Genomic DNA, 13183 nt, shown 5'->3' on the forward strand with positions numbered 1-13183 from the left:
AATCCTTTTAAAACCTTGAGTATTTTATCGTAATTTGCTTGAAAGTTGTGCATATGAATTATAGTGTCGTAACTACAATTTACTGCCTTTTAGCAGTTTGCGCAACTTTTTCTAAATGCACAACGGGTTTCTTTAGTTCTTATGTATAAGGAAGAAGCTTGAAAAAACCTGATAAACCTGTTTTTTCTGTAATTAATAATGTTTTAGTTTGGCATTTTTTAGTTCTGAAACTCAGTTTTCAATATCATTTTTAATGAAAAACTACTTAGAAAAGAATGGTTTAAAAAGGTATAAAGATTGAGTTTATTTTCGATCTCTACGAAGCAACCATAATTTTACATACCTCATAAAGACAGTGTACCCTTGTATGTAACCAATAACCAAACCAGGAAGTCCATCTCTAAACCCACTTTGAATAATATAATGTTTAAAGAATCCCCAGAAAGGTTTGATAACAAAATGATATGGAGTTAATTTACCAGTTTTTTTATCATAATCATTTGCTTGCCACGCCGCATATCTATTCATTTTTGTATAATAAGCATCAAGAGTTGTATATGTATTGTGATAAAATTTGTTTTTTAAAAATGCTATTTTTCCATCTGTTTTTATTTCAGCATGTACTTGTTTGTCTTGGTATGAGCACCGATCTCTATGAAAAAGGCGGATTACTTTATCGTTTCTCCACCCGCTATAATTTATGCGCTCTCCCATAAAATGATTCATACGCTTTATCCAGTATCCAGTTATATTATCAACTCCTGGATTTTCCAAAGTTTTTAAAATTTCATCTTTTAGCTCTGGTGTAACACATTCATCGGCATCAACAAGTATAATCCATTCGTGATTAGCTTGTGGGATAGCCCAGTTTTTTTGTGAAGCAGAATATTCATATTCCCGTTGGATTATAAAATCGGTATACTCCTTAGCTATTTCTATAGTTTTATCTGTGCTAAACGAATCAACCACCATAATCTCATCAGCAAATGATACAGATTCTAATACTTTTCTGATATTATGTTCTTCGTTATAGCAAGGGACAATAGCCGTAACTTTTTCTCTATGTGAAGCTTTTTTTTCTATGATGATTTGGTTTTAGAAATGCAAATTACAAGTTTTTGTTCAAAAAGTTATATAATTGATCAATGAATAATTCTGGTTTGAAATAAGGGTAAAGTTCTAATGATTTCTTTTTAAGTTCTTTACCGTTTTTATGTAAAAATAATCCTGGTAAATAATCTGATAGGTGGACAGATATTTGTGTTTCTCCATCTTCAAACATATTCCAATCTTTTTTATGAATCCAAGGAGAGAAAATAGTAAATGTTGGTATGTCTAACGCTTTTGCCATGTTTACAGCTCCGCCTTCATTACCTATTAAAGAGTCGCAATGCGATAGAATAGCCAGAAATCCACGTAAACTTTTTGCAAACACATCAAAATGAATATGCCTTTGCGTTTTTGGCATAGTAAGGTTGTAAACAGCGCGAGCATCTTTTTCTTGATTAGGGATATAATTAAAAAGGATATTTGCTCCAGTTGTGTTCACTATTACATCAATCATTTTGGCCATATAGGCAAAAGGGAGTGTTTTTTTTGTTTCGCTTCCTAAAACGCTGATCATGATTAAGGGAGTTTTTGATTTGATTCCGTTGGATTCTAAAAACTCCCCTGCTTTTTGTTTTTCTTCTTTCGTTAAAAATATTTTAGGCCTTGTGATTTCGGCGGTAATTCTATTTTCTGGAAAAATTAAACGAAGCCTGTTTTCTATTGCTATACTAGCATTTGTAATAGAGTCAGAACTTCTTTTAATCGTTTTTGTATATAAAAATTGTGTATACCATTTGTGGAAAGACACTTTTGTTGGAGCTCCAGTGAATAGTGTGATAAGATTACTTTCTAACTTCCCGTAAACATCAATGACATGATCATATCTGGTTTCCCGAATCTTTTTTAAAAAAGCGTAGAAAGCCTTTTTACTATCTTGATATTCTTTTTTAAATTCTACAATATGGTCAAAAAAAGGATTTTCTGTTAGAACCGGTTTTGTATTTGAGTTTACTAAATAATCAATAGTCGCATCAGGGTATTCTTTTCGCAATGCTTCACAAATAATAGTGCTTGTGAGCACATCTCCAATCATTTTTTGTTGAATAACCAAAATCTTCATAAGTCGGGGTCAAAAATAATAGAGCTTGCCTAAAAAAAATAAAGACAAGCCCAAAATCTTTATGTATTTTTTACTATACAGCTACATCATACTCTCTAAGCGCTTCATTAAGAGAGGTTTTTTTGTCGGTGCTTTCTTTTCGTTTTCCAATAATTAATGCGCAAGGTACGTTATATTCTCCAGTTGCAAATTTTTTGGTGTAACTTCCTGGTATTACCACAGAGCCAGCAGGAACTATTCCCTTTCTTTCTACAGGAGTATCCCCAGTCACATCGATAATCTTAGTTGATGCTGTTAATACCACGTTAGCTCCAAGTACAGCTTCCCTTTCTACACGAACACCTTCAACAACAATACAGCGAGATCCAATAAATGCATTGTCTTCAATAATTACAGGAGCGGCTTGTAATGGTTCTAATACTCCACCAATACCAACACCTCCACTTAGATGCACATTTTTACCAATTTGTGCACAACTACCTACAGTTGCCCATGTATCTACCATTGTTCCCTGATCAACATATGCGCCAATATTTACATAACTAGGCATTAAGATAGTACCTGGAGAAATATAAGCTCCATGACGTGCTACAGCATTTGGCACCACTCGAATCCCTTTTGCTTCATATCCCTTTTTTAATGGGATTTTATCATGATATTCAAAGATTCCTGCTTCAAGAGTTTCCATTTTTTGAATGGGGAAATAGAGTACAACTCCTTTTTTAACCCATTCATTAACTTGCCAACCTCCTTCAATAGGTTCAGCAACTCTTAGCTCTCCGGCATCTAATAAATTAACAACTTCTCTTATCGCGCTTTGCGTATTTGATTCTTTTAAAAGCTCTCTGTTTTCCCAAGCTTTTTCTATGGTTTCCTTTAGTTGGTTCATCGATTAAAAAATTTTGGTAAAGATAATAGCTTAGTTGGAAAAAAATACTGATTGAGCATATTTTAGGAATCCATTAATAAATAAGGTGTTTTTATAATAATGTTATATTTTTGCAGAAAAATAGATATGGGGCGAATTTTGGCAATAGATTATGGAGGAAAACGTTGTGGGATTGCGGTGACAGATGAATCTAAAATTATAGCTTCTGGTTTGACTACTGTTGACACCAAGGATATATTATCTTGGTTAAAAGAATATATATCTAAGGAAGAAGTCGAACTTTTTATAGTAGGAGAACCAAAAAGATTACATGGAGCTCCTTCAGAAAGTGAGAAGTTGATTCAACCATTTTTAAAAAAAATAAGTGAAGAAATTCCTAATATTCCTGTAAAAAGAATTGATGAACGTTTTACTTCAAAGATGGCTTTTGACACAATGCTTGCTAGTGGGATTTCAAAAAAGAAACGAAGGAATAAGGCGTTAGTAGATCAAATTAGTGCAACGATTATACTGCAGGATTATCTTTATAATCAGTAAATTAATAGAAAATAAGTAAGAAATATATGATACTTCCAATTGTAGCATACGGAGATCCGGTATTGAAAAAAAAAGGAAAAGAGATAACAAAAGATTATCCTAAATTATCTGAATTACTGGATAATATGTTTGAAACTATGTATAATGCCCATGGAGTAGGGTTGGCTGCTCCTCAGATTGGACTTCCGATACGTTTGTTTTTGGTAGATACAGAACCTTTTTCTGAGGATGAAGAATTATCTGAGGAAGAAGTAAATCAATTAAAAGGTTTTAGGAAAGTTTTTATTAATGCTCAAATTTTAGAAGAAACTGGAGAAGAGTGGGCCTTTACAGAAGGTTGTTTGAGTATCCCTGATATTAGAGAAGATGTTTTTCGAAATGAAACTATAAAAATTAATTATTTTGATGAGAATTTTGTTGAGCATACAGAGGTTTATAGTGGATTAGCAGCAAGAGTAATTCAGCATGAATATGATCATATAGAAGGAATTTTGTTTACGGATAAACTATCTAGTCTTAAAAAAAGGTTAATAAAAGGAAAACTGGCGAATATTTCTAAGGGTAAAATTAATTCTGAATATCGAATGCGTTTTCCTTTAGTGAAAAAAGGGAGATAATTTACTTTTAAATATTTATGTTGGTTAATGTTTGATTTTTTAAAACGAACTACTGATATTTGCCAACTTTGAAACGAACATATATGAGCTTAGATAAAATATTAGCAATTTCGGGTAAACCTGGTTTATATGAGTTAAAAACGCAAACACGAAGTGGGTTTTTGGCTGAATCCTTATTAGATGGGAAAAGACTGTCTGTAAGTATTAGACATAATGTAAGTGTATTAAGCGAAATTGCGATTTATACATTCACAGAGGAGGTGCCATTGCGAGAAATCTTTAAAAAGATTCAGGAAAAAGAAAATGGAGAGCAAGCAATAAGCCATAAAGAATCAAAAAATAAATTAGAAGCTTATTTTAGTGAAGTCTTACCAGATTATGATGAAGATAGAGTTTATGTGAGTGACATGAAAAAAGTAATTCACTGGTACAATATTCTTCAAGCAAAAGGAATGAATGATTTCTCTGAGCCAGAAGAAGATAAAGCTTCAGAAGAAGAAGAATAAATACACACTTTTTAATTATAAAAATCCCGTCTGATGTCGGGATTTTATTTTTTGAGCTTGTTGTGAATTCATTTTCAGTTTTTTACGTTGTTAACGGAATATGGAAAAGTTATGTAATATTGATTGATTTTCAATGTATGATTTCGTGACTTCTTTGTATTTTTGCGCAAAATTTTAATACAATCTTACTAATATTTAGTTTACATGGCTAATACCAAATATGTTTTTGTAACCGGAGGTGTGTCTTCCTCTTTAGGAAAAGGAATTATAGCTGCTTCCTTAGCAAAGCTATTACAGGCAAGGGGATATAGAGTTACAATTCAAAAACTGGATCCGTATATTAATGTTGATCCAGGAACTTTAAATCCTTATGAACATGGAGAATGCTATGTAACTGATGACGGAGCAGAAACAGATCTGGATTTGGGACATTATGAAAGATTTTTAAATACACCAACTTCTCAAGCTAATAATGTAACTACAGGTAGAATTTATCAAAGTGTTATTGAAAAAGAACGACGTGGAGAATTTTTAGGAAAAACAGTTCAGGTAGTTCCTCATATCACTAATGAAATAAAAGAAAGAATTCAGATTTTAGGTAAAAGCGGGAACTATGATATCGTAATTACTGAAATTGGAGGTACGGTTGGAGATATTGAATCTTTACCATATATAGAGGCTGTACGTCAACTAAAATGGGAGCTTGGAGATTCTAATGCTTTAGTGATTCATTTAACCCTAATACCTTATCTTTCTGCAGCAGGAGAGTTAAAAACCAAGCCAACCCAACACAGTGTAAAAACTTTGATGGAAAGTGGTATAAAAGCAGATATTCTGGTATGTAGAACAGAACATGAATTATCGGACGATTTACGTAGGAAATTAGCACTTTTCTGTAATGTTAAACAAGAAGCAGTAATAGAGTCTATAGATGCCTCGACTATTTATGATGTGCCTAATTTGATGCTCGAAGAAGGCTTGGATGCAGTTGTGCTAAAACAATTGGTACTTAGAGATGATAACGTTCCTAACCTTGATAATTGGAATAGCTTTTTACAAAGACATAAAAATCCAAAACATCAAGTTACTATTGGGCTTATAGGGAAATATGTAGAATTACAAGATTCTTATAAATCAATTCTTGAGGCGTTTATTCATGCAGGTGCAGAAAATGAAGTAAAAGTTAATGTAGTAAGTATTCATTCAGAATATATTACAGATACAACAATAAAGAAGAAAATTGCTCACCTGGATGGAGTTTTGGTTGCTCCCGGATTTGGTGAGCGCGGTATAGAAGGAAAAATAAAAGCAGTGCAATTTGCAAGAGAAAATGGGTTACCGTTTTTTGGAATTTGTTTAGGAATGCAGATGGCCGTTATCGAGTATTCTCGTAATGTTTTAGGGTTAAAAGATGCCTGTTCTGTAGAAGTAGATGAAAATACTCCGCACCCCGTAATTGATCTTATGGAAGAACAAAAGAGTATTACAGATATGGGAGGCACAATGCGATTAGGTGCATGGGAGTGTGAATTAGTAGAAGGTAGTATTGTGTATGAAGCATACGGAAAGTCACTGATTGAAGAACGCCATCGCCATCGTTATGAATATAATAATAATTATAAGGAGCAATTAGAAAATGCAGGGCTTAAAACCACAGGTGTTAATCCCAAAACAGGATTGGTAGAAATTATAGAATTGCCAAATCACCCTTGGTTTGTGGGTGTGCAATATCACCCAGAATATAAGAGTACTGTGGCTAATCCACATCCATTGTTTATAGCTTTTGTAAAAGCTGCGGTAGAATATTCAAAAAATAGTAAGAATGCCAAAGTGTCACAAGAATAGTAATTGGCTAGATAATTGACAACAGGATATAACAATATATAATTTTTGAAATAAGTATAATAGCAAATTTTGATACCAACTAAGAATTACTAGTATACGAATTCTAATCCGACCTTTGAAAAATAAATAAATATAAATAGACAAAAGCCTTTCTGAGTTATCGGATAAAGGCTTTTTATACTTACATAAATGGAAGAAAAGAAATTTGATCTTAACTCGATAATTGGATTTGCACTTATTTTTGGAATCATCGTTTGGATGTTCTATTTAAATCAGCCGACTCCTGAAGAAATTGAAGCAGAAAAAGCTAAAGAAGAACAAGTAGCAAACGAGAAAGAGGCAGATAATAAGGATACAACCCCAGATTTTGTTCAAGAAAGCAAACCTATTGTTGTTAATCCGCAAGATTCTGTGGCACTCTCAAATGCAAAATCTCAATTGGGTGCATTTGCGTACTCAGCTAGTTTAGCATCTGCAAAGGAGGAATTTACCAAAGTAGAAAACGAAGTATTAAGTTTAAAAGTAAATAATAGAGGAGGATACATTTCTGAGGCATTATTAAAAAACTTTAAAACCTATGATTCTGTACCCGTGTATTTGATTAAGGATGGCAAAAATGCTTCTTTAAATATTAATTTTGGCACTACAGATAATAGAATTCTAAATACCAAAGACCTGTTTTTTGAACCTACAGTGACCAAAAATGGAGAGAATACAATCTTATCCATGAAACTTAAAGTTTCTGACACAAAATACCTTGAGTATAGATATGAGTTAAAGCCAAATGAATATATGGTTGATTTTACAATTCGATCTCAAGGATTACAACAAGTAATTAATAGTAGTCAAACGGTAAACCTAGATTGGAAACTTCAAGGGATTAGACATGCTAAAAGTGCAGCTTATGAAAATCGTTATACAGAACTTAAATATGAGTATGATGGTGATAAAGATGATTATTTGGGAGCAGGAGAGTTTACAGATGATGAAGAAGAAAATGTATCTTGGATAGCATTTAATCAACATTTCTTTACTTCTGTTTTGTTAACAGATACACCATTTAAAAAAGCATCTTTTACTTCAAAAAACCTTGCTGGGTCTACAGATTTGGATGATAAAGATATCAAGGTTACCAAAGAGTTTTCTGCATCTATGCCATTAGAATTACAAGGTGGAGAGCTTAATTATGCTATGGATTGGTATTATGGACCAACAGATTATAGAATTGTAAATACATATGACCGTAATTTGGATGAAATAGTACCTTTGGGTTGGGGAATTTTTGGAATCATAAATAAATACTTATTTATTCCGTTTTTTGCATTTTTAAGTAGCTTCCTTCCTTATGGTATTGCTATTATAGTAATGACTATTATTGTTCGTATTGTTCTGTCTCCAGTGACTTATAAGTCATATGTGTCACAAGCAAAAATGAAAGTTTTGCGACCAGAGATTACAGAAATTAACGAAAAATATAAGGACAATGCGATGAAGAAGCAACAGGAAACTATGGCATTATATGGCAAAGCTGGTGTTAATCCAATGAGTGGTTGTTTGCCTGCATTAATGCAAATTCCTGTTTTCTATGCTTTATTTAACTTTTTCCCAAGTGCTTTTCAGTTACGTCAAAAGAGTTTCTTGTGGGCAGATGATTTATCTAGTTATGACAATATAGCTCAGTTACCGTTTACTATTCCTTTCTATGGAGATCATATTAGTTTATTTCCAATTTTAGCATCAGTTGCAATTTTTATTTATATGACGATGACTACTGGACAAACAATGCAAACACAACAACCAGGAATGCCAAATATGAAATTCATAATGTATTTGTCTCCGGTGATGATGTTATTTTTCTTTAATAACTATGCAAGTGGATTATCATTGTACTATTTTGTTTCTAATTTGATTACCATTGGTATTATGTTGGTGATTAAAAATGTAATTATCAATGAAGATAAAATCCATGCTAAGATTCAGGAAAATAAGAAAAAGCCTAAAAAACAGGGTAAATTCCAGAAAAAGATGAAAGAGCTAATGGAGCAAGCAGAACAGCAAAAAAATACCAAGAAGAAATAATTTATTTTTAAATATCTTATAAAAAAGCTCCTCTTTGGAGCTTTTTTATGCTTTCGACTTCATTTTATCATTATGATTTTATAATATTGGTATACTTTTTGGAAGTTACTTTCGTTGAAATAATGTCCCAAATTAAATAGTAGTTATGCGAAGTATATTGTTATTTTGTGTTTTAATGTTTACATGTTTACCCATTTTAGGGCAAGAGTACAATAAATATGATAGTGAAGGTAAACGACACGGTAAATGGCGAAAGAAATATGATAATAGTGATCAAATTCGATATGAAGGTACTTTTGATCATGGGAAAGAGATAGGGAGTTTTAAATTCTACAAACCTAGCAGCGGTGATTCTCCTACAGCTGTAAAAACATTTTCAAAAAATAGTGATACTGTTAAGGTTAAATATTTTACCCAAAAGGGAAAAGTGATAAGTCAAGGTCAAATGATTGGCAAAGAACGAATAGGGTTATGGGAATATTATCATAATAGTTCTAAAAAAATTATGATGACTGAACATTACTTGTCGGGAAAACTTGATGGAGAGCAACGTACTTATTTTGAAAGTGGTCAATTAACAGAGAGTACTTCATATGTTAATGGAAAAAGACAAGGTAAAAGACTAATTTATTCAGAAAAAGGTATTGTTATTAAGGAGTTTATATACGAAAATGACCAGCTTCATGGTATAACCAAATATTACAATACCAACGGTGATTTGATTATAGAAGGAAACTATAAGAGAGATCGTAAGGATGGTATTTGGAGCTATTACACTGATGGAAAACTATCCGAACAAAAATTGTTTCCCGTTCAAAATAAGGGATTTTAATCGTATAAGATCTTTAAAATTACATGATAATTATCTAAAGAGTTTTTTGAAGCTGTTATATAATAATGGTTAATATTTTTGTGCTTTAGTCTGTGGCTAATACACAACTTTTTAAATATGAATTAATACTTCTTATCCTCTTCTTCTCTTCAAAAGCTATACTTGTAAATTGCAATCTATTCGCAGAGAATTAACCATGTGTGGTAATAAATAGGATATATCTTACAAGGCATACGTTAAATTATTTGGATTTTTGTTTGAATGAACATATTTAGATTAAAAGCATTTAAAAATTTAACGTATGATACTAGAAGTCTTAAAAATTGTATTATTCTTTAAAAAGATTAAGAGAAATGCTATTACAATTTCTTTGTTTTGTTTAATAACGATGACATCGATAGGTCAACAGACAAAATATGGAGGCGGTAATAATATGCCAGGAGTTATTGAGGCTGAAAATTTTGATTTAGGAGGAGAGGGCGCTATCAAAGAAAATAATGGATTGTATGTAAGTCATAATAACGGTAGCCTTACAGGTTTTACCTGTGATAAATCTGTAGTAGGTAATCATGAGAAGTTTATTGTAACTGACCTTACTTCAGAGTAATATATATACTCTTAAAAGATTTTTTAATCATTAATTATATCATAAAACCCTAAAATTTACAAGTAAAATGAAGTCAAATTTGTTTTTAAAAACTTTAAAAGAAAAATTTATTATCGTTTTTGTATTTTGTTTAGTAGCTGTGTTTTCTTGCAATGCTAAAATATTATCGATAATCAATCTAACAGATCATAATGTGGTATTACATAATATTAATACCGATATTTTGAATAAAGAAATTTCTAAGTTTTCTCATGCTAAAAGTTTAAAATTTAAAGGTGATGAGAGTTTTATTAGTGCGTATACTATTGTGAAAAATGAAAGTATCGAACTGTCTTCAAATAGTATTGCTAATCACGCTAACATACCCACACCTTTTTTTGGAGCGGATAGAGAAAACGTATTGGAAGAAGATATTCAATTGTTAGAAGTAGCAGATCAGTATCCATCTAAGAGTTATAATTTTAAGTTAAAGTATAAAGCAAAGAAAGAACGAGAAATTCATTTAGAAATCAGAAGTCCAGAAAATGTTTGGTTAGGATTTAACAAAGTAATCGTAAAAAAAGGATCACGAAAAATAGATCTTGCTGTAGGTTTAGTGAATGAAGCCATAATTGGAAATGGTTATAAAGTAATAGCTACATTGGTTCCGCTAGGTAAAGATTGGAAAGAAAAAATCGTAAATAGTGAAAAAGAATTTAATGTGATACCACAAGAAAATGTTGATCACGCAGAGATGGAAGAAAATCTTGAAATAATGCCTTTGCCAGATCAAAAACCAGCTGATCGCTATACTTTTGAATTAAAATACACAGCAAAGAAAGCAAGAGATATTGTTGTAGAGATCAGGAATCAGCGAAAACAATGGTTAGGATCAAAAAAAGTAACAGTACCAGAGGGTTCTGAAACGATTTTTGTTACTGTAAAAATACCTAATACAGCAGAGATTGCTAATGATTATAAAGCAATATCTTTATTATTACCGGTAGGTAAAGATTGGCAAGATAAAATCAAAAATACTTCTCGAAAATTTAACGTGACTAACGGTACTAAATCAGCCAGTACAGAAGGAGTTTCAACGTATATTCCTCCAAAAGAAGAATTTATTGAATTATTAGAGGTGCCCAATCAAAAAAAGTCGGAGAATTTTACTTTTAGCGTAGAATATGATGTAAATCAAGAACGAGAAATCCAAGTAGAAATTAGAGATCCGCAACATAAATGGTTAGATCTAATGAGTGTTAAAGTAAGTAAAGGCTCAGGAAGAACTAGTGTTATAATGAATGTTCCTAAAAAAATAGTAATAGGTAGTGGTTATACAGCAACAGCTTTATTGGTTCCTGTAGGTAAAGATTGGAGAGATAAGATCAAAACAAGTACTCAAAAATTTAGTGTTGTTCGTCGTTAAGTTTTATATGTTATGGATCAATGTGAATTTCGAAATGCTAAGGGTGAAAAAATATTCAGTCCTTTACCATAGATTACGGATTTAACAGGAAAATTGATACAGAGAAAAGACTTAGGTGTATTAAAGTTAGGTGAGTCTTTGATTTCTCTTTGTGAAATGATAAGCTCAATTAAGACGAATGGTTTTTATTAGTAGAAGTTATATTAGGAGAAAATAGTATACTTAAAAAGAAGATGATGGTAGAATTTTAATTAGTTATTGAATACTGTCGTATTTGTTAAAATGGATATTTGATTTGTCAAATATCCATTTTTTATGAACTGAGCTTTTAATTAGAAAGAATCAACTCTTTTGAGTCTATTATAACATTCCAAAATTAGTTAAAGCTGAATATTCTGATAGCTTGTCTCTAAGATATTTACTTAGTACTTTTGTAAAATAATTATAAAGAATAAAATAAAGAAAGGATTTTTTTGATGAAGAGAGTAATCGTAGGATTATCAGGGGGAGTTGATTCCAGTGTAGCGGCATATTTATTAAAAGAGCAAGGATATGAGGTTATTGGATTATTCATGAAGAATTGGCATGATGATTCAGTAACAATTTCTGACGAATGTCCATGGCTGGATGATAGTAATGATGCGTTATTAGTAGCAGAGAAATTGGGGATACCATTTCAGACGGTAGATTTAAGTGAGCAATATAAAGAACGTATTGTGGATTATATGTTTAATGAATACGAAAATGGTCGTACTCCAAACCCCGATGTGTTATGTAATCGTGAAATTAAGTTTGACGTATTCTTAAAAATTGCATTATCTCTTGGAGCTGATTATGTTGCGACTGGGCATTATTGTAGAAAGGATACGATACGCAAAGAAGGAAAAGAAATTCATCGTCTTATAGCAGGAAAAGACTCTAATAAGGATCAATCTTATTTCTTATGCCAATTGTCTCAGGAACAATTAGCAAAAACGTTATTTCCTGTTGGTGAATTATTAAAACCAGAAGTTAGGGATATCGCTAAAGAACAAGATTTGGTGACAGCGGATAAAAAAGATTCTCAAGGATTATGTTTTATCGGAAAAGTTCGTTTGCCCGAATTTCTTCAACAAAAGTTACAACCAAAACAGGGAGATATTATTGAAATATTATCTTCTGAAGAAAAATATCAACGTACAATACCTCAGTTTAAGTCTAAAAGAGAAGAATTAGAGTTCTTGTCCAGTAAATATCAGTATGACACCAGAGATGGCAAGGTAGTAGGAAAACATCAAGGAGCGCACTACTATACCAAAGGGCAACGTAAAGGGTTGGCTGTAGGAGGAACTCCAGAGCCCCTTTTTGTTATTGAGACTGATGTTGAAACAAACACAATTTATACTGGACAAGGCAAAAAGCACCCAGGTTTGTATAGAAAGGCGTTGTTTATAACTAATAAAGAGTTACATTGGGTTAGAGAAGATCTTAGGCTTAATGTAGATGAAGAACTTGAAGTTATGGCTAGAATTCGATATAGACAACCACTAGAAAAGGCTACATTACACGTTATAGATTCTGGTATGTATGTTGTTTTTGAAAACGATCAAAGTGCGATAACCGAGGGGCAGTTTGTAGCTTGGTATATTGGTGAAGAATTGGTTGGTTCTGGTGTAATCTCATAATAAACTAATTATTTATATATTCTGATTTAGAA

At 31.9% G+C, this 13183-nt stretch carries 12 protein-coding genes; 9 read left to right on the plus strand and 3 right to left on the minus strand.

Annotated elements, in window-relative coordinates; genetic code table 11:
• Window positions 1-303: 303 nt before the first annotated feature.
• From FOF46_RS01685 to FOF46_RS01695, 3 genes are all read right to left on the minus strand, one after another.
• Window positions 304-1089: a glycosyltransferase family 2 protein gene (locus FOF46_RS01685; protein ID WP_333924395.1), complete on the minus strand. Its 786-nt coding sequence runs from the start codon at window positions 1087-1089 to the stop codon at window positions 304-306.
• A gap of 19 nt (window positions 1090-1108) precedes the next feature.
• Complete coding sequence (locus tag FOF46_RS01690) at window positions 1109-2170, minus strand: glycosyltransferase family 9 protein (protein ID WP_143915282.1); 1062 nt, start codon at window positions 2168-2170, stop codon at window positions 1109-1111.
• Between the two features lie 73 nt (window positions 2171-2243).
• Window positions 2244-3059, minus strand: a complete 816-nt coding sequence (locus tag FOF46_RS01695; protein WP_143915283.1) for a 2,3,4,5-tetrahydropyridine-2,6-dicarboxylate N-succinyltransferase — start codon at window positions 3057-3059, stop codon at window positions 2244-2246.
• A 126-nt stretch (window positions 3060-3185) separates the two neighbouring features.
• On the opposite strand from FOF46_RS01695, the gene ruvX reads away from it, so the two are divergent.
• The 9 genes from ruvX to mnmA all read left to right on the plus strand — a co-directional run bounded on the left by ruvX (window position 3186) and on the right by mnmA (window position 13151).
• Complete coding sequence (gene ruvX, locus FOF46_RS01700; RefSeq protein WP_109437076.1) at window positions 3186-3596, plus strand: Holliday junction resolvase RuvX; 411 nt, start codon at window positions 3186-3188, stop codon at window positions 3594-3596.
• Window positions 3597-3622: 26 nt separating this feature from the next.
• Complete coding sequence (gene def / locus FOF46_RS01705) at window positions 3623-4213, plus strand: peptide deformylase (protein WP_109437075.1); 591 nt, start codon at window positions 3623-3625, stop codon at window positions 4211-4213.
• An 83-nt stretch (window positions 4214-4296) separates the two neighbouring features.
• The gene (locus tag FOF46_RS01710; RefSeq protein WP_109437074.1) at window positions 4297-4719 is read left to right on the plus strand and encodes a DUF5606 family protein; all 423 of its coding nucleotides are present in this window, start codon (window positions 4297-4299) and stop codon (window positions 4717-4719) included.
• A gap of 204 nt (window positions 4720-4923) precedes the next feature.
• Window positions 4924-6564 (plus strand): CTP synthase, encoded by a 1641-nt coding sequence (locus FOF46_RS01715; RefSeq protein WP_109437073.1) that lies wholly within the window; start codon window positions 4924-4926, stop codon window positions 6562-6564.
• A 189-nt stretch (window positions 6565-6753) separates the two neighbouring features.
• Window positions 6754-8643 carry a membrane protein insertase YidC gene (gene yidC, locus FOF46_RS01720; RefSeq protein ID WP_109437072.1) on the plus strand — a complete coding sequence of 630 codons (1890 nt, stop codon included), beginning with the start codon at window positions 6754-6756 and terminating at the stop codon, window positions 8641-8643.
• Window positions 8644-8818: 175 nt separating this feature from the next.
• A complete protein-coding gene (locus FOF46_RS01725; protein WP_167571724.1) occupies window positions 8819-9475 on the plus strand; it encodes a toxin-antitoxin system YwqK family antitoxin in 657 nt (218 codons plus the stop codon).
• Between the two features lie 301 nt (window positions 9476-9776).
• Entirely contained in the window at window positions 9777-10082 is a 306-nt protein-coding gene (locus tag FOF46_RS01730) for a carbohydrate-binding protein (protein ID WP_143915284.1), read from the plus strand.
• Window positions 10083-10149: 67 nt separating this feature from the next.
• Complete coding sequence (locus FOF46_RS01735; RefSeq protein WP_143915285.1) at window positions 10150-11487, plus strand: hypothetical protein; 1338 nt, start codon at window positions 10150-10152, stop codon at window positions 11485-11487.
• A gap of 476 nt (window positions 11488-11963) precedes the next feature.
• Window positions 11964-13151 (plus strand): tRNA 2-thiouridine(34) synthase MnmA, encoded by a 1188-nt coding sequence (gene mnmA, locus FOF46_RS01740; protein ID WP_109437068.1) that lies wholly within the window; start codon window positions 11964-11966, stop codon window positions 13149-13151.
• Window positions 13152-13183: the final 32 nt, after the last annotated feature.

The sequence above is a fragment of the Aquimarina algiphila genome (assembly GCF_007489275.1).
Classification (GTDB): Bacteria; Bacteroidota; Bacteroidia; order Flavobacteriales; family Flavobacteriaceae; genus Aquimarina; species Aquimarina algiphila.